This window comes from Mesorhizobium sp. M0601 (genome assembly GCF_040320845.1).
In the GTDB taxonomy this organism is placed as follows: Bacteria; Pseudomonadota; Alphaproteobacteria; order Rhizobiales; family Rhizobiaceae; genus Mesorhizobium.
Genome location: NZ_JAMYQK010000020.1, coordinates 17998 through 41226, shown reverse-complemented (window position 1 = coordinate 41226; position 23229 = coordinate 17998). Strand labels below are relative to the sequence as shown.

Here is a 23229-nt window from a genome sequence, read left to right as displayed (position 1 = left end):
CAAAAGCCGGGCCAGTTTCTATGCTGGCCTGGAAAATTCCTTCCAGCAGTGCGGGTGCGTAGACGGGGCGTTTGAAACCGAACCATGGCGTTGGCGGCAAAACTACAGCTACGACAGTCGCAGTCGCTGGTGATGACGCCGCAGCTGATGCAGTCGATCCGCCTGCTGCAGTTCACCCATCTCGAGTTGGAACGCTTCATCGACGACGAGATCGAACGCAATCCCTTGCTGGAACGCGCCGAACCGCAGGAGGACGCCGCCAGCGACCAGGCGCAGAAGGGCGACGCCGCATCGGAACCGGCTGCCGACGGCGACTGGTTCGAGGCGGAAACGGCATGGAGCGCCGAGGCGATCTCGGAAAAGCTCGATACGTCGCTGGAAAACCTGTTTCCTGACGATCCTGGTACGAGCGAGCGGCTCGGGCCCGACCTGACGGCACAATGGAAATCGGCGTCCGGCAACGGTTCCACCTCTTCCTCCGACGGCTTCGACGTCGCGGATATGGCGGCGGCGGCCATCACGCTGCGCGACCATGTCGGCGAGCAGGTGGCGCTCGCTTTTGCCGATCCGGCGGCGCGCCTGATCGCCGGCGAGCTTGCCGACGGCCTCGACGAGGCCGGCTACATGCGTGCCGATATGGCCGAGATCGCCGCCCGCCTCGGCGCGGACGCCACGGCGATGGCAACGGTCCTGGCGGTCTGCCAGACATTCGAGCCCGCCGGCATATTCGCCCGCGACCTCGCCGAATGCCTGTTGCTGCAGCTGGCCGTGCGCGACCGGCTCGATCCGGCGATGAAGGCGCTGATCGCCAATCTCGAACTCCTGGCACGGCGCGATTTCCAGACGCTGAAGCGGATTTGCGGCGTCGACGAAGAGGATCTGCTCGACATGCTGGCCGAGATCCGGGCGCTCGACCCACGGCCGGGAATGGCGTTTTCGCGCGGTGCCAGCGATGCGATCGTGGCCGACATCGAGGTGCGTGCAGCCAATGACGGCAGCTGGACGGTCGAGCTCAATGCCGAGACGCTGCCGCGCGTGCTGGTCGATCACATCTATTTCGCCCAGGTCACGCCACATGCGAAAAACCAGGCGGAAAAGGATTTCCTTGCCGAATGCCTGCAGAACGCCAACTGGCTCACGCGCAGCCTCGACCAGCGGGCGAAGACCATTCTCAAGGTGGCCTCTGAGATCGTGCGCCAGCAGGACGCTTTTCTCGTCCACGGCGTGCGGCACCTGAAGCCGCTCAACCTGCGCACGGTGGCGGACGCCATCGGCATGCACGAATCAACGGTCAGCCGGGTCACGGCAAACAAATACATGCTGACGCCGCGCGGCGTGTTCGAGCTGCGCTATTTCTTCACCGCCTCGATCGCTTCGTCAGGTGGCGGCGATGCGCATTCGTCGGAAGCGGTGCGCGACCGCATAAAGCAGCTGATCGACGAGGAGAAAGCCATCGATGTGCTTTCCGACGATGCCATCGTGGACATGCTGCGGGAAAGCGGCGTCGACATCGCCAGGCGCACGGTGGCCAAATACCGGGAAGGCATGAACATACCCTCTTCGGTGCAGCGGCGGCGTGAAAAACGCGCTTTGGCCAGCGCCGGCCGTTGATCTCCGGCGGAATTTCCACAGCTTTCGCCCTTCATTGACAAGCGGCGACGAAGTGGCTAGAAGCCCGCCCGCATGGGACGGGCTGGCGAGTGGATTTGAGTTCGCCGATGCCCGCACGAGAGATGGTCCGTCACGATGTAGGCCACGGGACGGCCAAGAAGGCGGCTTGTGATCAACCGGAAAGTTCGGATCTAAAATCGGCGCAAGTGACGCCGCAAAAGCTTGTGCGCGCGGACCACGAGTATAAACTCGGGACAGTTTGAAGCCTGAGCAAGGAAGGTCAGTTTTCAGATGACACTGCGCATATCGGGAAAACACATGGATATCGGCGATGCGTTCCGTACGCGCATCAACGACCGTGTCGGGGAAGTGATCGGGAAATATTTCGATCGGGGCTTTTCAGGGCAAATCGTAGTCGTCAAATCGGGGTCGCGCTACACGGCCGATTGCATGATCCGGCTGGACTCCGGTGCTTCGCTGCAGGCGACCGGCGATGCCCAGGATCCAACGCTTGCCTTCGATACCGCGGCGGACCGTCTGGAAACACGCCTCAGGCGCTACAAGCGCCGGCTGAAGTCGCACAATTCAGGCAATAGCAACGGCGAGCTCACCGACGTCGCCTATACGGTGATGGCGCCGCTTGCCGACGACGAGGAGGACATACCGGAGAATTTCGCGCCGGCCATCGTCGCCGAATCGACCATGACGCTGCGGACCATGTCGGTGGCGTCAGCGGTGATCGAACTCGACACCAAGGACAGCCCGGTCCTGGTCTTCCGCAATGCCGGAAACGACCATCTCAACATCGTCTATCGCCGGCCGGACGGGAATATTGGCTGGATCGACCCGTCCACGGCCAAGGTCGCGCAGGGGTAAAAACCAGCCGCACGCGAGCGTGGGGACTGGCGACGGCAGGCGAACAAGGGATTTCAAGCATGGATCTGAGCGATCTCGTCAGCGTTCCGGCAATCATGCCGGCGTTGAAGGCGAACTCCAAAAAGCAGCTGCTGCAATTGCTGTCCGAAAGGGCGGCGGCGATTTCCGGCATTCCGGAGCGAGAGGTGTTCGACACCATCCTGCAGCGCGAGCGGCTCGGCTCCACCGGCGTCGGCAACGGCATCGCCATTCCGCACGGCAAGCTGGCCGGGGTGAAGCGGATCGCCGGCGTTTTTGCCCGGCTGGAGACACCGGTGGACTTCGAGGCCCTCGATGATCAGCCGGTCGACCTGGTGTTTCTGCTTTTGGCTCCCGAAGGCGCCGGCGCCGACCACCTCAAGGCGCTGTCGCGCATTGCGCGGGTGCTGCGCGACGCCGACACGGTTGCCAAGATCAGGGGCACGCGCGACGCCGTAGCCATCCACGCGCTGCTGTCGGACACACAGGCCTCGCACGCCGCCTGAGGTTTTGATTAAATCCGTTGAAGGGCCGCCGTGAGCGGCCCTGTCCGTTTCCAACCAGATCGCTGCGCCGTATTTGTCAGTGGATAACGACGTTAGTGGATAGCGACCGGGGTCAGATCGTTTTCCAGCGCGCCAGCCAGTGCCCGGTCGCGAGCGTCCGAAAGCAGGATCGGCTGGCCATTGGCGGCAAACAGGGCCCACAGTTCCAGCCCGGGCGCGATTTCGCCGAGGCCCGGGAAACGGCCGCGCAGATCGTCGCTCGACACTTTCCTGAGATAGGCGACAGAACCTTCGCCGAGATGGGCGAATTCGCCGCTGGTCATGATGATATTTTCGTTAGTTCTGGTCATTTCAAGCCTCCTTGCCGCGAGATGCCGCTCAAGGCCATCCCGCATGAGAGCTATCGGCAAAAATCAGTCTTTCACCGATATGTTTATTTTTCGTACCAGCCGTTCGGATTCCGGCCGATCGAGATCGATCGACAGAAGGCCGTTCTTCAATTCCGCCGCAATCACCCGCATGCCGTCGGCCAGCACGAAACAGCGCTGAAACTGGCGCGCGGCGATGCCGCGGTGGAGGAATTCGCGCTCGGTGTCGTCGTTCTGACGGCCGCGCACGACCAACTGGTTCTCCTCCGTTGTGACATCGAGATCGCTTTCCGCGAAACCGGCGACGGCGAGCGTGATACGCAGCCTTTCGGTTTTGCCGTCGGCACCGCTGAGGCGCTCGATGTTGTAGGGAGGATAGCTGTCACCGGACTTTGCCAACCGCTCCAGCGTCTTTTCCATGGAATCGAAACCGAGGAGAAGCGGGCTGGAAAAAGGCGTCATTCGGCTCATGTTACAGTGTCCTCTCAAGAGCGACATAAAGTGGAAAAACCCGGATGGCATTTTTCCCGATGGTCTTGATATGGTCCGCCGCCCGGCAGACTTCAAGCCGTCACACGTCCCGCCCAAAAAGACTTGCCAAAACAAGGAATTGAAATGCCCCAATCCCGCAGGATCATCATCGACACTGACCCCGGCCAGGACGATGCCGTCGCCATATTGCTGGCGCTGGGCAGCGCCGAGCTGGAGATCGTCGGCATCACCGCGGTGGCCGGCAACGTGCCGCTGAAACTTACCGAAAAAAACGCCCGCAAGATCTGCGAGCTGGCCGGCCGGCCGGACGTCAAGGTCTATGCAGGCGCCATCCGGCCGCTGGCGCGCGAACTCGTCACCGCCGAGGAAGTGCATGGCAAGACCGGCCTCAACGGGCCGCAACTGCCCGAACCAAAGATGAAACTGCAGGACGAGTATGCGGTTGATTTCATCGTTGAGACGCTGATGAACGAGGAGAGCGGCACGATCACGCTGTGCGCGCTCGGGCCGCTCACCAACGTTGCGCTGGCGCTGATCCGCGAGCCGAAAATCGCGCCGCGCATCAAGGAAATCGTGCTGATGGGCGGCGGCTTCTTCGAGGGCGGCAACGTCACGCCGACCGCCGAGTTCAACATCTATGTCGATCCGCATGCTGCCGATGTCGTGTTCAAATCCGGCATTCCGATCGTGATGATGCCGCTCGACGTCACCCACAAGGCGCTGACCACCGCCAAGCGTACGAAGGCCTTCCGCAAGCTCGGCACCAGGGTCGGCACGGCCACCGCGGACATGCTGGAATTCTTCGAACGTTTCGACGAGGAGAAATACGGTACCGACGGCGGCCCGCTGCACGATCCTTGCGTGATCGCGTATCTGCTGAAGCCGAAGCTGTTCAAGGGGCGCAACTGCAATGTCAGCGTGGAAACCGCCTCGGAGCTCACCATGGGCATGACGGTGATCGACTGGTGGGGGGTGACCAAGCGGCCGAAGAACGCCATGGTGATGCGCGACATCGACCATGATGCGTTTTTCGCGCTGTTGCTGGAACGGCTGGGGCGGCTTTAGGGCTGCTCAGTAGTTGAGCAGGCGGTAGGTGGTGGTACCGTCCTGGCGTTGTTGTTCTTCGATCGAGACTTCCGATCCAATCATGTGGGGTGTTTCCACCTCACCATCGACAAATATCCGAGCGTTGCCCTCATAGAGGCGGACTTCATATCTATAATAAAGTCCATGTCCGACGGAACCCCTCGGATTTAGAGGCATCGTCGCAACATCTTCGACGGTGCCTCCTACGAGTTGTGTGCCAGTGATCGGACTGTTCTGCCTGGTTACAATCGGCACAGCGATCGCGAGAGCGAGCGCACACAAGATTGTGATGCCAACAACTCTGTCGCGAAACTCTTCCCGAAGCAAAAGAATGCGGGTTCTAAGAGAAAGATTTGCCGGCCCCATACCTTAGAGTTGAGTAGCATAGGGGCTTTGTTCAAGAGCGATTCCCCGAAAAAGCCATGTCACTCGCGTCACCTTTGAAAACAGCTTATCGATCGATCGTCGTTCAATTTGCAAACCGGTAAAAGACGAAGCCATTGTCGCGCGTGACGCGCTCGATGCCTACGCGCGAGCCGATCAGATGCGGGAGGTCGTCGTAAACGAGGACCGTCGAACCGTTCTCAAGGACCAGCAGATATTGGATATTGCGCCCTTTACCCTGTCCACTTTTGATCGTCGCATCGACCGGGTCGACCGATCGGATCGGACTTGCGTCATTCGCCCATTTGTTCAGAGCCGACGGAACCATCGCCGCGAACAAAGCGATGAACAGGATCACGCCAAACGCGTTCCTTTTCAAATCCGCGTAACTCCACGGCATAGACATGAATCCCCAACTGTTGATCCATGTGGTGGCCTGAAGGCCGACTTTCAATCGGCTTTCCTATTCCAGGATGTTGCTGTTGGCGTCGCCGGGCTCGCGGCCGTTACTTCGCCTTGGAAAAGGCCAGCCACAGGCCGCCGCCGACCAGGAAGCTGCCGCTGATCCTCGACAAGAGCTTGAGGCGGCCGGCCGACAGCAGGCGTCCGGCGCGGCCGGCGGCCAGCGCGTAGGTCGAATCCGAGACTGCGGCGAAGATCATCGCGGTGAGACCCATGACGCCGATCTGTAGTGCGTAATTGCCTTCGGGAGCGATGAACTGCGGAAAGAAGGCGCCGAAGAACACTAGCGTCTTTGGATTGCTGATCGCCACCAGCAGGCCCTGCAGGAAGAAGCCGCCACGTGGCCTTTTTGCCGTTCCGTCGGCGTTCAGCTTGCCTTTCGAGCGGAACATCTGCACGCCCATCCAGATCAGGTAGGCGGCGCCGATCAGCCGGACCCACTCGAACCAGTGGCCCATGCCCGCGATCAGCGAAGTCAATCCGATGCCGACGATGGCGATCATGATGGCTAGCCCGGCCTGGGTGCCGGCGACATTGGCGAGCCCTGCGCGCGAGCCGTGGCGGATGCTGTTGGCAATGATCAGCGTCACCGTCGGCCCCGGCACCAGGATGATGACGATGCAGGCGACGACATAGGTGGCGTAGAGTTCCAACGACATTTTTTCCCTCCACAGATGCCGCTCGTGCGGCGCGCTGTCGCGATCAATGCATGGCGATGAGTTGCGTGCAAGCCGGCGAGGCGCCGACAATGCGGAGTTGATTTCAGCAGGCGCCGGCCTGCCATGGCAGCGTTGTCTCATAGGCGGCAGCCGCCCTCAGCACGGAGAGGTCACCGCGCGGCCGCCCGATCAATTGCATGCCCATTGGCCTGCCCCTGGCGTCGAAGCCCGCCGGCACATTGATCGCCGGGCAGCCGCCCAGCGTGGCGAACGCTGAAACCTGCATCCAGCGATGATAGCTGTCCATGGCACGCCCGGCCACTTGCCTTGGCCAGTGGGTGACGACATCGAAGGGAAAGACCTGTGCGGCTGGCAGCGCAATCAGGTCGAAACGCTCGAAGAGCGATAGCAGCATTCGGTGCCAGGACGAGCGCCTCACCGTGGCGGCGTGGATCTGCGGCGCGGTGAGGCGCAGTGCATGTTCCACCTCCCACACGGCCTCCGGCTTCAGCAGGCTGCGTTTCGAGGGATCGTCGTAATGCGCCTTGAGCGCACAACCGCTGCTCGCCTGGCGAAGCGTTACAAAGGCTTGCCACAGCGCTTCGAAGTCGAATTCCGGCATCAGCGGCTCGGCCTCGAAGGATACATCCGCGAACCGGCCGAGTGCTGCCTCGCAAAGCTGTAGAATGCCTGCTTCAACCGGCAGATGGCCTTCGAGATCGCCGAGCCAGGCGATGCGCCCGCCGGCCGCCGGTGCTTCCAGCCCTTCGAGGAACGAGCCTGGCTTATCATGCGACAGCGGCGCGCGAGGATGATAGCCGGCCTGAACGTCGAGCAGCAACGCCATGTCACGCACGTTACGCCCCATCGGCCCTTCGACGCCCATTTGCGCAAGAAACACATCAAGGTCAGGGCCGGCCGGCACCAATCCCTGCGATGGACGGAAGCCATAGACATTGTTGTAGGCAGCGGGATTGCGCAGGGAACCGCCAAAATCGCTGCCATCGGCAACGGGAACCATGTCGAGCGCCAGCGCGACCGCCGCACCGCCGCTCGAGCCGCCGGCGGTCAGCGCCGGGTCAAATGCGTTGAGCGTCTGTCCGAACACGGTGTTGTAGGTGTTGGAGCCGAGCCCGAATTCGGGAACGTTGGTCTTGCCGATGATGATCGCGCCGGCCTTGCGGACGCGCTCGACGAAGAAGTCGTCTTCCTCAGGCACAAAATCGGCGAAGATCGGCGAGCCGAAGGCGGTTCTCAGGCCTTTTGTCAGCGCAAGATCCTTGATCGCGATCGGCAGGCCGAACAGCGATCCGGTATCTCCTCCTCGCGCCAGATGAGCGTCAGCGCTGTCGGCCTCGCGCAGGATGTCGGCACGCTCACGCAATGAAACGATAGCGTTGACCAGCGGGTTCACCGCCTCGATCCTGTCGAGGAATGCCGCGACCACTTCGCGCACCGAAAGCTGCCGGCGCCTGATCTTCCCGGCAAGCTCCACGGCAGACAGGCGGCAGATGTCGCCGGCGGGCGGCACCGCGTGCTTCGTCGTCGGGCGCATGGCTGTCATCCCGCTTTAGCCTGCAGATTTCTGCAGGGCGGCATCGACGTCCCTGGCCAGCGGGATGGCCGGCTGTGCACCGGCCTTCAGGCAGGCCAGCGAACCGGCTGCGGCAGCGCGGGCAAGCGCCTGGTCGAGCGGCAGGCCGGCTGCCAGCCCGGCTGCAAAATAGCCGCAGAACGTGTCGCCGGCGCCGACCGTATCGAGCGGACTGATCTTCAGCGCCGGAACCATCAGGAGATCGTCCGGCGTTGCCGCCAGAACGCCGTCCGAGCCAAGCGTGACGACGATGGTGCGGCCGGTTCTCGCGGCATAGTCGCGCATCCGTGCCGGGCGGTCGCGGCCATTCAACGACAGCGCCTCGCCGTAGAGGTCGAACTCGGTTTCGTTGGCGACGAGATAGTCGGCCTTGCCGAGGAAGCCGGCCGCGCCGCCATGGAAAGGTGCGGTGTTGAGCACTGTGATCGCGCCGGCTGTCCTTGCCGCGTCGAGTGCTGCCTCGACGGTCTGCAGCGGGATCTCCAATTGCAGCAGCACGATGTCGCCGTTTTTCAGGAAGGCCTTGGAAAGGTCACCCGGCACGACCGAATCATTGGCGCCCGGCACAACGGCGATCACGTTCTCGCCGTCGGCGCCGACCATGATCAACGCGGTACCGGTCGAGGCAAAGGTCTCGCCGACGCCGGACAGGTCGATCTTGCCGTCGCGCAGCAGCGCCAGAGCGTCGCTGGCGAAGCTGTCCTTGCCGACCGCGCCGACCATGCGCACCTTGGCGCCGGCGCGGGCGGCGGCCAGCGCCTGGTTGGCGCCCTTGCCGCCGGGGGCAGTAGCGAAACCGGAGCCGCGCACGGTCTCGCCGGGACCGGGCAAGCGGTCGACACTTGCGATGAGATCGAGATTGATGGAGCCGATGACGACGATCAAGAAATGCCTCCCGCTAGCGCATACCACTCTAATTGCGCGGGAAGCTACTCCGTAAGATCGCTGCTTGTCACCCTAGCGGTCCTTGCATCGCTCGTGTCGTTTCCATTCGTTGGCTATTCAAGAGACCTGTCCCGCCTCCCAGCCGAGGATGGCGCGTTTTCGGGTCAGGCCCCAATGGTAGCCGGTGAGTGCGCCGGACTTGCCGAGAGCCCGGTGGCACGGCACGACGAAGGACATCGGATTGGCACCGACCGCGGCACCGACAGCCCGGCTGGCGCTCGGTGCGCCGATGCGCGCGGCGATCGAGGAATAGGTGCAGGCCTGGCCCATCGGAATACGCAGCAAGGCCTCCCAGACACGGACCTGGAAGTCTGTGCCGATCATGACGACGCGCAGCGGCTGGTCGGCGCGCCACAGCGACGGATCGAAGATGCGCGCGGCATAGGGCGCCGTCGCCGCCATGTCCTCGACATAGGTCGCATTCGGCCAGCGGCTGGACATGTCGGCAAAGGCCGCACGCTCGCCGCCGGGGTCGTTGAAGGCGAGGCCGGCAAGGCCGCGGTCCGTCACCATGATCAGCGCGATGCCGAAAGGCGAGATATGATAGCCGTAGCGGATGGTGAGCCCTGCGCCGCGGGTCTTGTAATCGCCCGGCGACATCGCTTCGTGGGTGACGAACAGATCGTGCAGCCGGCCTGGGCCGGACATGCCGAGTTCGAACGAGGTTTCAAGCAGCGGCATGCCGGCATCGAGCAGCTTGCGCGCATGATCGAGGGTGACGGCCTGCAGAAAAGCCTTGGGCGACAGGCCGGCCCAGCGGGTGAACAGCTTCTGCAGCCCGGTCGGTGTCTCGCCGACCTCCTCGGCCAGCACTTCCAACGAAGGCTGGTCGCGATAGTCGAGGCTGATCTTTTCGATGGCACGACGGACGATTTCGTAGTCTCCACCTTCAGGCGTGATGTCTTTCTGAAGGATTGCTGTCGTTTTGAGAGGCATTTGGGCGTTCATGGCAGTATCTCCTTGAGTGCGAATATCGTCCTTCGCGGCGCCGATCACCACCCGAAACTTGCTTTCCCGCGGCATGTACCCAGATAGAGCTGGGCTTTGAATGGGGAGGACGGTCGTGGCTGGTGAAAAAGTAAACCTGACCGGGGCAAAGGAGACTTTGCTTTTGACACTTTACGGCAAGGCGCTGGAGAGCCGGCTGCCCAATTCGCTGCTCAGGGACTACTTTGCCGACGAAGTGGTGCGCAACATCGACTATGATTTCTCACGGCTCAAGGTCGACAACAATCTCGGCATCGGTCTAGCAATCAGGGCAAAGACGCTGGACGTCTGCGTTCAGGACTTTCTCGCCCGAAATCCTGACGCCATCGTACTGCATCTCGGGTGTGGGCTCGATACCCGCATATTCCGTATCGACCCGCCAGCCGGCGTGGACTGGTTCGACGTCGACTATCCCGAAGTCATCGACCTCAGGCGCAAGCTCTATCCAGTGCGGGATCACTACCACCTGATCGCTTCGTCGGTCACCGAACCGGGATGGCTGAACGAAGTACCTCGGGATCGCCCGGCCATAGTCGTGGCGGAAGGCCTGACTCCCTACCTGGGCGCCGAGGAGGGGCAGCAACTGTTTTCTCGTTTGGTGGGATATCTTTCGAGCGGCGAACTGGTTTTCGATGCCTATAGTCGCCTGGGCCTGAAGATCATTCGCCTCAATTCCTCCTTCCGCGCCACCGGTGCCGAGGTCCATTGGAGCATCGAGAACCCGCATGAATTGGAGCGAGCCGTTCCGAAGCTGCGGTTCGTCGAGGACATCCCTGCCTATAAGCCGGAACATGCCGCTCGCATGCGCTGGTTCGCGAAACTGTTTGTTCGCCTTTGGAAATACATTCCAGCATTGCGCAAGATCGGCAGGCTGTTGCGCTATCGGTTCTGAAACGCTGGCTCAGCGCGCCTTGGCGGCTGCCAGAGCGCGCGAAAATGCGGTGGCAAAACTCTCGCGGTCGGCGGGGTTGAGAAAGCCGCCGATCGAGACGGTTTTTCCTTGCGCCTCGACCGCCATTCTGGTGATGCCGATCTCGGCGTGGCGGGCGATCGAAAAGCGCGCCCAGAACGGATTGAAGCGGTGTGCTTCCGATTTGCCTGACGGGGCAGTCTTGCGGATGTCGAGGCTGGTGCGCGACACCGATACCTCCTCGCGAGCCCGGGCGGCACGATAATTGGCGCGGAAGGCGATGTAGACGGCGATCACGTCGAGGCCGAAGAAGCCGAACACCGGCCAGGCGCCGCGCGACAGAAAAAAAGCTCCGGTCACCAGCCAGCCGAACAGCAGGGCGCCCATCAGGATGGCAAAGCCGGTCTTGCCCAGCGACCGGTGCGGTGTCAGCAGCGCCTGGAAAAATGGCTCGTCGGCCTGAAATGAGGCGTTTGTGTCGCTCATTGGGGAATATTATAGGAAGGCAATGACAAGCCCCAAGCCCAAAAACTCTTCTGCGCTAAAAAAAGACCTGTTGCCCGGCCGCCGCGACGGCTCGAACGTCAAGCCGCGTCCGCGGCCGGCGAGATCGCGGGCGCTTTACAGCGCGGCCGAGGTGCATGAGATTTTCCGGCGCTTTTCCGTTCAGCGGCCGGAACCGAGGGGCGAGCTCGAACATATCAACGCCTTCACGCTGTTGGTGGCGGTGGTGCTTTCGGCTCAGGCGACGGACGCCGGCGTCAACAAGGCGACGCGGGCGCTGTTCAAAATCGCCGACACGCCGCAAAAGATGCTGGCGCTGGGCGAGGCCAAGCTCGGCGACCATATCCGCACCATCGGGCTATGGCGCAACAAGGCCAAGAACGTCATCGCGCTGTCGGAGGCGCTGATCCGCGACCATGGCGGCGAGGTGCCTGAGGATCGCGATCAACTGGTCGAGCTGCCGGGTGTCGGCCGCAAGACCGCCAACGTCGTGCTCAACGTGGCATTCGGCCAGCATACGATGGCGGTCGACACGCACATCTTCCGCATCGGTAACAGGCTCGGCCTGGCGCCGGGCAAGACGCCGGAACAGGTCGAGCAAGGTTTCCTGAAGATCATTCCGGATGAATATATGCGGCACGCGCATCATTGGCTGATCCTGCACGGCCGCTATTTCTGCAAGGCGCGCAAGCCGGATTGCCCGGCCTGCGTCATCGCCGATATCTGCAAGGCCAAGGAAAAGACGACCAGCGTGCCTGCACCGCTGGTCGAGATCGCGCCGCTCGGGCCAGTAGAAGCGGCTACTGAGTCAGTGCCCGGCAAGTGACTGTGAAGTTCCTCCTATGTGGCGCCGTCCACATTCAGGAACTCTCCTCGACGAACACCTCCTCGCGCTTCTTCCTGACCGCGGGGAGAAACACGATGACGAGCACGGCAAGCGCGATGAGGAGCAGGCTGGCGCTGATCGGCCGCGTCACGAAGGTGCTCGGATCGCCGCGCGAGAGGATCATGGCGCGGCGCAGGTTTTCCTCGAGCAGCGGGCCGAGCACGAAGCCGAGCAGCAGCGGCGCAGGTTCGCAGCGCAGCTTGGTCAGGAGGTAGCCAAGCAAGCCGAAGAAGGCGACGGCATAGAGGTCGTAGACGTTGGTGTTGACGCTGTAAACGCCGATCGAGCAGAACGCCATGATGATCGGGAAGAGCACATAGTAGGGGATGGTAAGAAGTTTCACCCAAAGCCCGATCAGCGGCAGGTTCAAGATGATCAGCATCAGATTGCCGATCCACATCGAGGTGATGATACCCCAAAACAGCGCAGGCTGTTCGATGGCAACATTGGGGCCGGGCACGATGCCCTGGATGATCATCGCGCCGATCATCAGCGCCATTACCGGGTTGGCCGGAATGCCGAGCGTCAGCATCGGGATGAAGGAGGTTTGGGCGCCGGCATTGTTGGCCGATTCCGGTCCGGCGACGCCTTCGATGGCGCCCTTGCCGAATTCCCCGGGATTTTTCGAGACACGTTTTTCGACGGTGTAGGAGGCAAAGGCGGCAAGGATCGCGCCGCCTCCCGGCAGGATGCCGAGCGCGGAACCGATGATTGTCCCGCGCACGATGGGAGCCGCCATGCGCCGAAAATCTTCGCGGGTCGGCATAAGGCCGGAGATCTTTCGGATCAGCACGGAACGCTCATGCTCGTTTTCGAGGTTGCGCAGTATCTCGGCGACGCCGAAGACGCCGACCGCCACTGCGACGAAATTCAGCCCGTCGGCATATTCGCGGATGCCGAGCGTGAAGCGGGGTGTGCCGGTGTAGATATCGGTGCCGACAAGGCCGAGCAGCAGGCCGAGCACGACCATGGCCAGTGCCTTGACGATCGAGCCGTGGGCGAGCGCGACGGACGAGACCAGGCCGACGATCATCAGCGAAAAATACTCGGGCGCGCCGAATCTCAGCGCTATCGCCGTCAGCGGTGGGGCGAAGATGGCGACGAGGAAGGTCGACACCGTGCCGGCAAAGAACGAGCCTATCGCCGCGGTCGCCAGGGCTGCTCCGGCGCGGCCGTTCCTGGCCATCTGATAGCCATCGATTGCGGTGACGGCCGACGAGGATTCGCCGGGCATGTTGATGAGAATGGCGGTGGTCGAGCCGCCATACTGCGCGCCGTAATAGATACCGGCGAGCATGATGAGAGAGGAAACCGGGTCGCCGATCTGGAAGGTGATCGGCAACAGCATGGCGATGGTTGCGGTGGCACCGATGCCGGGCAGGACGCCAATCAGCGTGCCGAGAAGGACGCCGATCAGGCAGAAACCGAGGTTTGCCAAAGATGTGGCTGTCGAAAAGCCGAGTGCGAGGTTGTTGAGGAGTTCCATTTCATCTCCTCACAACGACGTTGGCAACCACGGGCCGAAACGCCGAAACGGCAGGCCGAGTGCGTAGCTGAAGACGACGAATGCGAACAGCGTCAGGCCGGCTGACAGCACGAGTGCAGTCAGCGGCTTCATACGGCCGCTGGCAAACGATGCGATCAGCGCCGTCAGGAAGATCGACGGGATGAAGCCGAGGCCGCGCACCGTCAGGCCGAAGAAGATCGGAGCAGGCAGGATGAACAGCATGCCGCGCCACGCAATGTAACCGATCGGCTCGCTCTCGAAACGCACCGCTTGGACGAGGATAGCGGCGCCAAGCAAGATCAGCACAATTGCCAGCACCAGCGGGAAATAGCCCGGCCCCATGCGAAAGGCGGTGCCGATTTCGAGGCCCAGCGACTGCAGCGCGAAAAAGGCGCCAATAAAGATCAACAGCGCGGCGCATATACCGTTGGTTCTGTCGATTGCGAAAGGTTTCATGGCGTCCTCCCGGCCCGCCTCACGGGCGTGCCGATGCCGGTGTTAAAACGGGGCGCTGGCGGCGCCCCGTTAAAAACCTTTAGTCGGCGTACTGGCCGGCCGCTTCGATGATCGGCTTCCAGCGCGCAATCTCACTTTCCAGCTTGGCCTTGAGCGCGGCCGGCGTGGCATCGGCCTCGGGCGACGGCTTGGTGCCGAGTTCGGCAAATCGGGCGACGACGTTCTGGTCCTTCAGCGCCACCTGCAGAGATTTCGACAGGCGTTCGGTGATCTCGGCCGGCGTGCCCTTGGGTGCATAGATGCCGTGCCAGATGCCGACCTGCACCTGGGGAAGACCGGCCTCTATCGTCGTCGGCACGTCCGGCAGCACGTCTAGCCGTTGCGGCGAGGTTACGGCATAAGCCTTGATCGTGCCGCCCTGGATCTGCTTGGTGGTATTGGTCGTCTGGTCGCACATGATGTCGACCTGGCCGCCGAGAAGATCGGTCATGGCCGGGCCGGTGCCCTTATATGGTACGGTGACCAGCGGCGTGCCGATGGCGCTCATAAACAGCATGCCGCACAGATGCGAGGCGGCACCGATCCCGGCATTGGCAACGGTGATGCTGTCCTTGTTAGCCTTGGCGTAGTCGACCAGCCCCTTCAGATCGGTCGGCTCGAGGTCCTTGCGGCCGACGATGGTCATCGGCACCTCGGTGACGAGGCCGACATATTCGAATGCGTTCAGCGTGTCGTAGGCGAGCTTTCTGTAGAGCGTAGCACTTGTCGCCATGCCGATGTGATGGAGGAGCAGCGTGTAGCCGTCAGGCTCGGCATTTGCGACGCGGCCCGCGCCCAGTGTGCCGCCGGCGCCGCCGACATTCTCGACGATGACCTGCTGGCCGAGGTCCTTCGACATGGCTTCCGCGACAAGACGCGTGACGGTGTCAGTCGGGCCGCCGGCCGAAAACGGCACGACAATGCTGATCGTGTGTTCGGGGTAGGTCTGCGCGCCAGCGGCCGGTGGGTAAAGCATGGCGGCCGCAACGGCAGCCAGCGCGGCGACGAATTTTCTCATCGTGATTCCTCCCAGGATACGAATTACCAACCGCTGCGCGGAGTTCCTCTCAAAACCGAATGTAGATGGAGCAATAACTAGCGCAACCCGACAAATGACAATCAGCCTCGAACGGCAAACTGCACGTTTGTCCGCGCAAATGAGTGGAAAGGTTGGGCCGCGCGATGCCCTTCCTCCGACCTATCTTAATAACCGTAGCCGCGCGCCATCGCCGCCGCGAACACCGGGATCAAGAGGAAGATGAAGGCCTCGGTGCGGACATAGGTGCGAACGGACGCTAGCTCCGCCGCAGGCACCTGGAAGCCGGGACTGGCGCTCGCCTGCCTGTTCCAGGACAGGAATCGGACGGTCGGGATAATCGACAACAGGCCGACAATTGCGAAGGCGGCCATCTTTGCCCAGAACATCCAATTGTAGACGTAGAATTCCCAGCCCTTGAGACCATAGATGACGCGGCCGATGCCGGCGACGATGATCAGCATGGCGATGATGCCGTAGTGGCGATCGATGCCGACAAGCCGCTTCAGCGTCGCGGCCGACAAGTCGCTGCGGATCAGGACGAACTCGGCGCCGATGATGCCTGCCAGCGAAAACACCAGCAGATGATGGAAGATGGCAAGCACAAGGTCGGTCGTGTCCATGCTGTTTTCCCTCTGTCGGACGGCAGCGCCGAAACCCAACGCGCCTGAACCAGTACTGGAGAAAAACTAACACCGCCTGGCAGGATTCACATCAGCCTGGAAGATGATCTACACAGCCTTGGCTCTTGTTTTTCGCAACGGATTTGGATTTCCCGTCTCGGGCGTGTCGCTGTCCCCACTTTTGGAAGACCTGCATTAGGCACCGGCAACACAACCGAGACATGACCATGGCCAGTCCGCATACAATTGTCGCCCCAGTGATTGAGACCTCGCGCACGGTCCTGCGGCCGCACCGGCTTGACGATTTCGACGCCTATGTCGCGATGTGGGCCGATCCCGTCGTCACCCGCTTTATCGGCGGCAAGCCGCGCACGCGGGAGGAAAGCTGGATGCGCTTCCTGCGCCACGCCGGCCTGTGGTCGCTTCTGGGCTACGGCTTCTGGGCGATCGAGGAAAAGGCGACCGGCCGCTTCATCGGCGAGGCCGGCTTTCACGATCTGAAACGCGACATGACGCCGTCGATCGAGGGCATTCCGGAGGCCGGCTGGGCTCTGGTTGCGGGCGTGCATGGCCAGGGGTTGGCCAGCGAAGTCGTCGCACGGGTGCTTGCCTGGGGCGACGAGACGTTCGGCGCCGCGAAGACCGTCTGCATCATCGATCCGGAAAACACCGGATCGCTGAACGTCGCGGCAAAAGGTGGTTATGGCGAAGTGCTGCGAACCGTCTACCAAGGCAAGCCGACCATCCTGCTGGAGCGGCAACCCTGACGGATGTTGTTTGGCACTGCCTGCCACGTCGTCTTCGGGCGTCCGGTTCGCCAGCCTGAAAATCGTTCAGGCCGATTGTGCCGCATGCGGCGTGTTCTGTCTTTGACAGGAAGACGCAAACTCTGCATGAATTTTATCGAGCGGGTCTGAAGGCAGGCCACGTTTCTGGCAGGCACCGGAGGAGGTGTCGCGATTTGGAGGAATCCCATGCTGAACAGACGCCGATTCTTGATGAGCACCGCGGCAGCGGGTGCTGCCGGACTCGCGGCATCGCATTTTATCCCCGCCTTCGCGCAGGACGCGCCGCAGCTGCAGATTTTCGTGCCAGCGGCGCCGGGCGGCGGCTGGGACCAGACGGCGCGCGCCATGGACCAGGTGCTGCGCAGCGAAAAGCTGATCTCCGGCTCGCAGATCACCAATGTCGGCGGCGCCGGCGGCACTGTCGGCCTGCCGCAGTTCGTCAACCAGTGGAAAGGCAAGGGCAATGCGCTGATGGTGGCCGGCATGGTCATGGTCGGCGCGATCATCGCCAACAAGGCGGCTAACAACCTTACCGAGGTCACGCCAATCGCCCGCCTTACTGGCGAGTTCGAGGCGCTTGTGGTGCCGGCCGCCTCGCCATTCAAGACTGCGGCCGACTTTGTTGCCGCCCTCAAAGCCGACCCGACGCAGGTTCCGGTCGCCGGCGGTTCGGCTGGCGGCTCGGACCACATCTTGTTCGGCCTCATCGCCAAGACCGTCGGTGTTCCGGCCACCAATCTCTCCTATGTGCCGTTTGCCGGCGGCGGCGAGGCGCTGTCGGCGCTGCTCGGCAACCAGGTCGCGGCCGGCATCTCCGGCTATGGCGAGTTCGCCGAACAGGTCAAGGCGGGTGCGCTGCGGCTGCTGGCCATCTCCGCAGATAAACGCCAGGAGGGAATCGATGCGCCGACGATGAAGGAAGCCGGCATCGATGTCGAGCTGTTCAACTGGCGCGGCGTCTTCGCACCGCCCGGCGTCTCGGACGCCGACAAGGCAGCAATGATCAAGCTGATCGAGACCATGGCCAAGAGCGACGCCTGGGCCACCGAATGCAAGAACCGTAACTGGACGCAGATCCTGCTCACCGGTGACGATTATGCGAAATTCGTCGCCGAAGACACGGCCCGCATCGGGACGATCCTCAAGGACCTCGGCCTGGCGTGATGCTCTCGGCAAGGGGCGGCCTGCGCCAACCCTTGCCGACTTTCGCCAGCCGCATGGACATACGCGGCGCCGGAGGTGAAACTAGGCCGAGATCGGCCGAGTGAGACCGGTCCAGGGAGAACCGGCCATCGGGGCTGGCATTGGGAGGACGATGATGAGCACCAGCGACCAGCAGGCGCCGCCGCGCCTTGCAGTGCCCGAACTGCTGATCGGCGTTGGGCTCCTCGCCTGTGCGGGTGCGGTTGCCTGGCAGACGCTGGCAATCCCGGTCTCGCCGCTCTATTCCAAGGTCGGTCCGACCGTCTTTCCCTACATCACCATGACCGGGATGATGATCCTGTCGCTGCTGCTCATCATTGCCGCCTTGCGGGGCGGATGGCAGCCGGAGGACGAAAAGGAGACGCCGACCGACTGGAAGGCGATGGGCATCGTCGCCCTCGGACTGATCGCCAATCTGGTGCTGATCCAGCCGCTCGGCTTTACCGCTGCATCTGTCATCATGTTCGTTCTCATCTGCCACGGTTTCGGCAGCCGGCGTCCGCTGCGTGACGTGCTGCTCGGGCTGATCCTGGCGCTGGCCGCCTATTTCGGCTTTGCCAGGGCGCTTGGCGTCAATATCGGTGCCGGCTTCATCGAAAACCAGCTGAATGCGATCGTCGATTCGGTCGTCGCCATGCTGAGGGGCTGACGCCATGGAAACGCTCGGTCATCTCGCGCACGGATTTTCGGTCGCCTTCTCGCCGATCAATCTCATATGGTGCCTGGTCGGCACCACGCTGGGGACTGCGATCGGCGTGCTGCCCGGCCTCGGGCCGGCACTGACCATCGCGCTGCTGTTGCCGATCACCTACCAGGTGGCGCCGGAGGCGTCGTTCATCCTGTTTGCCGGCATCTACTACGGTGCCATGTATGGCGGCTCGACGACATCGATCCTGCTCAACACGCCTGGCGAAAGCGCCACCATCGTCACCGCGCTGGAAGGCAACCGGATGGCCCGCTCCGGCCGCGGCGGTGCGGCCCTGGCAACCTCGGCGATCGGCTCCTTCGTCGCTGGCACGCTGGGCACCATCGGCGTTGCCTTCCTGGCGCCGATCGTCGTCAAATTCGCGCTGGCCTTCGGCCCGGCCGAATATTTCTCGCTGATGGTGCTGGCCTTCATCACGGTTTCGGCAGTGCTCGGCTCGTCGTCGGTGCGCGGCCTGACCAGTCTGTTCGTCGGCTTCGTCGTCGGCATGATTGGCGTCGACCTGCAGACGGGGCAGCCGCGCTTCACCTTCGGCATGAGCGAATTGTTGGACGGCGTCGACGTCATCGTCGTCGCCGTTGGCCTGTTCGCCGTTGGCGAGACGCTTTACATGGCCTCGCGCCGCTATGCCGGCAAGGACGATATCGTGCCGTTGAAGGGCTCGCTCTACATGACCGCGGCCGAATGGGCGCGCTCGTGGAAGCCATGGCTGCGCGGTGCCCTGATCGGCTTCCCGATCGGTGCCATGCCGGCCGGCGGCGCCGAAATCCCGACCTTCCTCTCCTATGCGATCGAGAAGAAACTCTCCAGACACAAGGAGGAGTTCGGCACCGTCGGCGCCATCGAGGGCGTTGCCGGGCCGGAGGCCGCCAACAATGCATCCGCGGCCGGCGTGCTGGTGCCGATGCTGACGCTCGGCCTGCCGACCTCGGCGACGGCCGCGATCATGCTGTCGGCGTTCCAGAGCTACGGTATCAATCCGGGGCCGCTGCTGCTGACGACGCAGGCCGACCTGGTGTGGGGGCTGATCGCCAGCCTGTTCATCGCCAATGTCATCCTCGTCGTCCTCAACCTGCCGCTGATCGGGCTCTGGGTGCGATTGCTGAAGATCCCGGCGCCGCAGCTCTATGCCGGCATCCTGGTGTTCGCCACGGTCGGCACCTACGGCATCTCGCAATCGCCGATCGACCTCGTCATCCTCTATCTGCTCGGTGCCGCCGGCTTCCTGATGAGGCGTTTCGATTTCCCGACCGCGCCGGTCATCATCGGCATGATTCTCGGGCCGCTTGCCGAAACGCAGTTCCGCCGCGCGATGACCATCTCCAACGGCGATTGGACGGTGTTCTACAAGCATCCGCTGTCGCTGACGCTGCTGACGCTGGCCTTCATCGGCCTGGTTGGACCGCATATCTGGGCCTACATCGAGCACAGGCGCATGCGTGGACCGGAGCACGTGCCGGGCGATGCCTGAGCTGTTCGTGACGTCATGACAGACCTGCTTTCCGGCATCCGCGTCCTTGACCTGACCAATGTGCTGGCCGGCCCCTATTGCGCCTACCAGCTGGCGTTGCTCGGGGCCGACGTCATCAAGGTCGAGACGCCGCAAGGTGGTGATCTGGCGCGCCAGCTCGGCGCCTCGCCGGAGCTCAACCGGGCGGGCATGGGCGCTTCGTTCCTGGCGCAGAATGCCGGCAAACGCTCGGTGGCGCTCGATCTCAAGCAGGAGGCCGACCGCGAACGCTTCCTCGATCTGGTCGCTTCGGCCGACGCGCTGGTCGAGAATTTCCGCCCCGGCGTAATGGACCGGCTGGGGCTTGGCCATGCCAGGCTGAAGGAGGTCCGGCCAAGCCTTGTCTACTGTGCGATATCGGGCTTCGGCCAGACCGGGCCGATGCGCGACAATCCAGCCTACGACCAGATTATCCAGGGTCTTTCCGGCATCATGAGCATCACCGGTACACCGGAAACGGCGCCGCTGCGTGTCGGCTATCCCGTCGCCGATACGCTTGGCGGGCTGGTCGGAGCCTTCGCCATTACCGCCGCACTGGTCAAGCAGAAGACGACTGGCGAGGGCGCGTTCCTCGACGTGTCGATGCTCGAATGAACGCTTTCTGCGCTCGGCTGGCCGGTGTCGAACTATCTGACGGCGGACGTCGAGCCGCAGCCGATGGGCAATGAAAACATGACGGCCGCACCGTCTGGCGCGTTTCGCACCGGCGACGGCTTGCTCAACATCGCCGCCAACAAGCAAGAGCAGTTCGTCACACTGTGCCGGTTGATCGGTCGGCCGGAGTTGGCGTCGGATGTCCGCTTTGCCGAGCGCGAAACGCGCAAGCAGAACCGCATTGCATTGAAAGCGCTGATCGAGGATGCCTTGGCGAGCGGCTCGGCCGCCGCCTGGGAGGAGACGTTCAATCGCGCCGGCGTGCCGGCAGGCCGGGTGCTGACAATCCCGCAGGTACTGCAGGAGCGACAGGTGATCGAGCGCGGCATGACGGTACGCTTCCAGGCCGTGTCCGGGATGGCTAGGCCGCTGACCGTGGTGCGCGGCGGCTTCATGGTCGATGGCGAGGCACCTTTGCCGAGCAGGCCGCCGCCGGGGCTGGGCGAGCATATGGACGAAGTTTTTGCCAACCTGCCGCCACGCGCCAAGAAAAGAGCGAAGGCATGAGCGGCACGGAAAAGAAGCCATGAGCGACACGGAAAACAAGGCTGGCCGCGCGCGCGGCGAGGAATGGTGGCAGACCGGCATCATCGAGATGCGCCCCGGCGTCATCCGGCTGCGCGGCTATGAAATCCAGGATCTGATCGGTCGCGTCAGCTTTCCGGCAATGATCTGGCTCATGCTGCGCGGCGAACTGCCGAGCGAGGAGCAGGCGGCGCTGCTCGGCATCGCGCTGGGTGCTGCCGTCGACCATGGGCCGCAGGCGCCGTCGATCGCCATCGCCCGCATGGCGATCACGTGCGGCGTCGGCATCAACAGCGCCATGGCATCTGCCATCAACGTGCTTGGCGATGTGCATGGCGGCGCCGGCGAACAGGCGCTTTCCTTCTACGGCGACATCGCCGCTGAAGTGGACGCCGGCGTGCCCCTCACGGGCGCCGTGTCGCTGCGGGTTGATCATTTCCTTGCTGGGGAGGACGGATATGTGCCCGGGCTCGGCCATCGCTTCCACCCGGTCGACCCGCGGGCGCCCCGCCTCATCGAGCTGACCCGTGACTTTGCCGCGCGCGGCGTCGTCAGCGGGCGCTTCGCCGATATCGCCGAGATGGTCGAGGCCGAGCTTTCGCGGCGCAAGGGCAAAAAAATCCCGCTCAATATCGACGGCGCCACGGCCGTCATCTACGGCGAGCTCGGCTTCCCGCCGCCGCTGACGCGGGGCCTTTTCGTGCTGTCGCGCTCCGTCGGCATCCTCGCACATGCATGGGAACAGTCGCAGGAGAGCGAACGCAACAAAGGGCCACTGCCGCGCGAATGGCTGTGGGCCTATACCGGCACGCCGGCGCGGCCTCTGCCCGAGGAAGACGATGGCAGTCAGTGAGGCATCGGTTCAAGAGACGGGGGCGGCGGGCGCTGGAAACCAATTCCATCCCGACACAGTCGGGGCATGCCTCCATCTTCTATTGAGCGGGATCTTTTCCGAACGCCGGACTCTGCTTTTTGGGATTATGCTCCAGTTCGGCAATCCTGATGTTCCTCACCAGCGTCGAAAGATCCGGCTCGTCGATCAGCAACGCCGCGTCGGTCGGCGTCAGCCATGCCCGCTGCCGTCTCTTGGCTTCTTGCCACTTGGCAAGTTCCTCGGTTACCTCAAGCAAATAGACGACGACATCGACGCGAACGAAGCGGTTCGCCAGCCGCTTCCAGTAGTGGTAGGTGCCGGCAGGCTGTTTCAGTGTCTTGCCGAGAACACCGGCTTCTTCCTGTGCTTCGATGGTGGCTGCCTTGCGGCCGCTCTTGCCCTTCATCGGCCAGCCCTTCGGTACGATGAAGCGCCTCGTCGTTCGCGATGTGACCAGCATCACCTCGACATCGCCATGCTCGTTCAGCCGAAAGGGAATCGCCGCGACCTGGCGAACCCCGTCGCCCTTCCTTGCCTTGCGTACAACCTTCTTCTTGCTGGCTGCCATTCGATAATCCAGTCGAATCGGTGCCCAGACGGCAAGGGCAGCGTTGCAAACTCGCCCGCTTTCAATGGGGCGCAGGCGGAGCGGTTTCCCCAGTATATAAGTCGGCTAAATAAATGAAAGGGACCGGTCGTCAGCGGCAGGTGCTGACAAAGCCGCTCCCTGACGGCAGCAACTGGCAAGTTGGCCTCATCTGCGGCACCTCCTGCCGTTGCGGTATTGGGATTTGGCGATCCAGGGCACGGTACTGCTGTTGCTGCTGCTGGTATTGCTGCCGCCGCAGCCTGTTCTCCAACATCTGCAACTGGTCTTGCTGGATCAACACGTTGCGATCGGCGGGACTGCCGACCTGTGCCGATGCAGCTGGATTTACGCCCGACAGCATCGCCGCAGTCAGCATTGCCGACCCTAGAAACGTCAATAGACGAAGCCGTGGCATTCGTTCATTCCCGCAC

Annotated in this window: 25 protein-coding genes and 1 pseudogene; 12 read left to right on the top strand and 14 right to left on the bottom strand. The window is 62.8% G+C overall.

Translation table 11 applies throughout. From position 1 onward, the window contains the following. Window positions 1–84 precede the first annotated feature (84 nt). The 3 genes from rpoN (at window position 85) to ptsN (ending at window position 3011) form a co-directional block, all read left to right on the top strand. Entirely contained in the window at window positions 85–1611 is a 1527-nt protein-coding gene (rpoN, locus tag NKI41_RS18775) for an RNA polymerase factor sigma-54 (RefSeq protein WP_352469431.1), read from the top strand. 291 nt (window positions 1612–1902) lie between these two features. Next, the gene (gene hpf / locus NKI41_RS18770) at window positions 1903–2487 is read left to right on the top strand and encodes a ribosome hibernation-promoting factor, HPF/YfiA family (RefSeq protein ID WP_023675267.1); all 585 of its coding nucleotides are present in this window, start codon (window positions 1903–1905) and stop codon (window positions 2485–2487) included. A gap of 59 nt (window positions 2488–2546) precedes the next feature. Continuing rightward, window positions 2547–3011 (top strand): PTS IIA-like nitrogen regulatory protein PtsN, encoded by a 465-nt coding sequence (gene ptsN, locus NKI41_RS18765; RefSeq protein WP_023675268.1) that lies wholly within the window; start codon window positions 2547–2549, stop codon window positions 3009–3011. Window positions 3012–3103: 92 nt separating this feature from the next. Here ptsN and NKI41_RS18760 read toward each other — a convergent pair whose 3' ends face one another. After that, window positions 3104–3361: a BQ00720 family protein gene (locus NKI41_RS18760; RefSeq protein ID WP_023675269.1), complete on the bottom strand. Its 258-nt coding sequence runs from the start codon at window positions 3359–3361 to the stop codon at window positions 3104–3106. A 63-nt stretch (window positions 3362–3424) separates the two neighbouring features. Further along, on the bottom strand, window positions 3425–3850 hold the full coding sequence (locus NKI41_RS18755) for an Hsp20 family protein (RefSeq protein WP_023675270.1): 426 nt from the start codon (window positions 3848–3850) through the stop codon (window positions 3425–3427). A 144-nt stretch (window positions 3851–3994) separates the two neighbouring features. Here NKI41_RS18755 and NKI41_RS18750 point away from each other — a divergent pair, with 144 nt between their 5' ends. Next, window positions 3995–4936, top strand: coding sequence for a nucleoside hydrolase (locus tag NKI41_RS18750; protein ID WP_352469434.1), 942 nt, complete (start codon window positions 3995–3997; stop codon window positions 4934–4936). Window positions 4937–5426: 490 nt separating this feature from the next. On the opposite strand, the gene NKI41_RS18745 is transcribed toward NKI41_RS18750, so the two are convergent. The 5 genes from NKI41_RS18745 to NKI41_RS18725 form a co-directional block, all read right to left on the bottom strand. Then, window positions 5427–5795: a hypothetical protein gene (locus NKI41_RS18745; protein ID WP_352469435.1), complete on the bottom strand. Its 369-nt coding sequence runs from the start codon at window positions 5793–5795 to the stop codon at window positions 5427–5429. A gap of 52 nt (window positions 5796–5847) precedes the next feature. Continuing rightward, on the bottom strand, window positions 5848–6462 hold the full coding sequence (locus tag NKI41_RS18740) for a LysE family translocator (protein WP_352469436.1): 615 nt from the start codon (window positions 6460–6462) through the stop codon (window positions 5848–5850). A gap of 103 nt (window positions 6463–6565) precedes the next feature. After that, window positions 6566–8026, bottom strand: a complete 1461-nt coding sequence (locus tag NKI41_RS18735; protein ID WP_352684481.1) for an amidase — start codon at window positions 8024–8026, stop codon at window positions 6566–6568. Between the two features lie 6 nt (window positions 8027–8032). Further along, a complete protein-coding gene (locus NKI41_RS18730) occupies window positions 8033–8941 on the bottom strand; it encodes a ribokinase (RefSeq protein ID WP_352684479.1) in 909 nt (302 codons plus the stop codon). A gap of 117 nt (window positions 8942–9058) precedes the next feature. Continuing rightward, window positions 9059–9949: a methylated-DNA--[protein]-cysteine S-methyltransferase gene (locus NKI41_RS18725; RefSeq protein WP_031211349.1), complete on the bottom strand. Its 891-nt coding sequence runs from the start codon at window positions 9947–9949 to the stop codon at window positions 9059–9061. Window positions 9950–10064: 115 nt separating this feature from the next. On the opposite strand from NKI41_RS18725, the gene NKI41_RS18720 reads away from it, so the two are divergent. Then, complete coding sequence (locus tag NKI41_RS18720) at window positions 10065–10880, top strand: class I SAM-dependent methyltransferase (protein ID WP_352620281.1); 816 nt, start codon at window positions 10065–10067, stop codon at window positions 10878–10880. Between the two features lie 9 nt (window positions 10881–10889). On the opposite strand, the gene NKI41_RS18715 is transcribed toward NKI41_RS18720, so the two are convergent. Beyond that, entirely contained in the window at window positions 10890–11384 is a 495-nt protein-coding gene (locus NKI41_RS18715) for a DUF2244 domain-containing protein (RefSeq protein ID WP_023675281.1), read from the bottom strand. 22 nt (window positions 11385–11406) lie between these two features. On the opposite strand from NKI41_RS18715, the gene nth reads away from it, so the two are divergent. After that, complete coding sequence (gene nth / locus NKI41_RS18710; protein ID WP_352684477.1) at window positions 11407–12228, top strand: endonuclease III; 822 nt, start codon at window positions 11407–11409, stop codon at window positions 12226–12228. Between the two features lie 34 nt (window positions 12229–12262). Here nth and NKI41_RS18705 read toward each other — a convergent pair whose 3' ends face one another. The 4 genes from NKI41_RS18705 to NKI41_RS18690 all read right to left on the bottom strand — a co-directional run bounded on the left by NKI41_RS18705 (window position 12263) and on the right by NKI41_RS18690 (window position 15949). After that, entirely contained in the window at window positions 12263–13774 is a 1512-nt protein-coding gene (locus NKI41_RS18705) for a tripartite tricarboxylate transporter permease (RefSeq protein WP_023675283.1), read from the bottom strand. 9 nt (window positions 13775–13783) lie between these two features. Further along, window positions 13784–14251, bottom strand: a complete 468-nt coding sequence (locus tag NKI41_RS18700) for a tripartite tricarboxylate transporter TctB family protein (protein WP_352616461.1) — start codon at window positions 14249–14251, stop codon at window positions 13784–13786. Window positions 14252–14330: 79 nt separating this feature from the next. Beyond that, window positions 14331–15308: a tripartite tricarboxylate transporter substrate-binding protein gene (locus tag NKI41_RS18695; protein WP_352684474.1), complete on the bottom strand. Its 978-nt coding sequence runs from the start codon at window positions 15306–15308 to the stop codon at window positions 14331–14333. Window positions 15309–15493: 185 nt separating this feature from the next. Beyond that, on the bottom strand, window positions 15494–15949 hold the full coding sequence (locus NKI41_RS18690; protein ID WP_352684472.1) for a DUF2214 family protein: 456 nt from the start codon (window positions 15947–15949) through the stop codon (window positions 15494–15496). Between the two features lie 227 nt (window positions 15950–16176). Between NKI41_RS18690 and NKI41_RS18685 the strand changes: the two genes are divergently transcribed. The 6 genes and pseudogenes from NKI41_RS18685 to NKI41_RS18660 all read left to right on the top strand — a co-directional run bounded on the left by NKI41_RS18685 (window position 16177) and on the right by NKI41_RS18660 (window position 22188). Further along, window positions 16177–16716: a GNAT family N-acetyltransferase gene (locus NKI41_RS18685; protein WP_352684470.1), complete on the top strand. Its 540-nt coding sequence runs from the start codon at window positions 16177–16179 to the stop codon at window positions 16714–16716. A 207-nt stretch (window positions 16717–16923) separates the two neighbouring features. Further along, window positions 16924–17901: a Bug family tripartite tricarboxylate transporter substrate binding protein gene (locus NKI41_RS18680; RefSeq protein ID WP_352453995.1), complete on the top strand. Its 978-nt coding sequence runs from the start codon at window positions 16924–16926 to the stop codon at window positions 17899–17901. Window positions 17902–18055: 154 nt separating this feature from the next. Continuing rightward, window positions 18056–18589, top strand: coding sequence for a tripartite tricarboxylate transporter TctB family protein (locus tag NKI41_RS18675; protein ID WP_352502673.1), 534 nt, complete (start codon window positions 18056–18058; stop codon window positions 18587–18589). A 4-nt stretch (window positions 18590–18593) separates the two neighbouring features. Continuing rightward, window positions 18594–20117 (top strand): tripartite tricarboxylate transporter permease, encoded by a 1524-nt coding sequence (locus tag NKI41_RS18670; protein ID WP_352469448.1) that lies wholly within the window; start codon window positions 18594–18596, stop codon window positions 20115–20117. Window positions 20118–20132: 15 nt separating this feature from the next. Continuing rightward, window positions 20133–21317 (top strand): annotated as a pseudogene (locus NKI41_RS18665) (CaiB/BaiF CoA transferase family protein). Window positions 21318–21336: 19 nt separating this feature from the next. Continuing rightward, complete coding sequence (locus NKI41_RS18660; protein ID WP_352684468.1) at window positions 21337–22188, top strand: citryl-CoA lyase; 852 nt, start codon at window positions 21337–21339, stop codon at window positions 22186–22188. A 79-nt stretch (window positions 22189–22267) separates the two neighbouring features. Here the strand turns inward: NKI41_RS18660 and NKI41_RS18655 are convergent, their stop codons facing one another. Both NKI41_RS18655 and NKI41_RS18650 read right to left on the bottom strand, forming a co-directional pair. Further along, window positions 22268–22777, bottom strand: a complete 510-nt coding sequence (locus NKI41_RS18655) for an NUDIX hydrolase (protein ID WP_352469451.1) — start codon at window positions 22775–22777, stop codon at window positions 22268–22270. Window positions 22778–22907: 130 nt separating this feature from the next. Further along, window positions 22908–23174 carry a hypothetical protein gene (locus NKI41_RS18650; RefSeq protein WP_352539406.1) on the bottom strand — a complete coding sequence of 89 codons (267 nt, stop codon included), beginning with the start codon at window positions 23172–23174 and terminating at the stop codon, window positions 22908–22910. Between the last annotated feature and the right edge of the window lie 55 nt (window positions 23175–23229).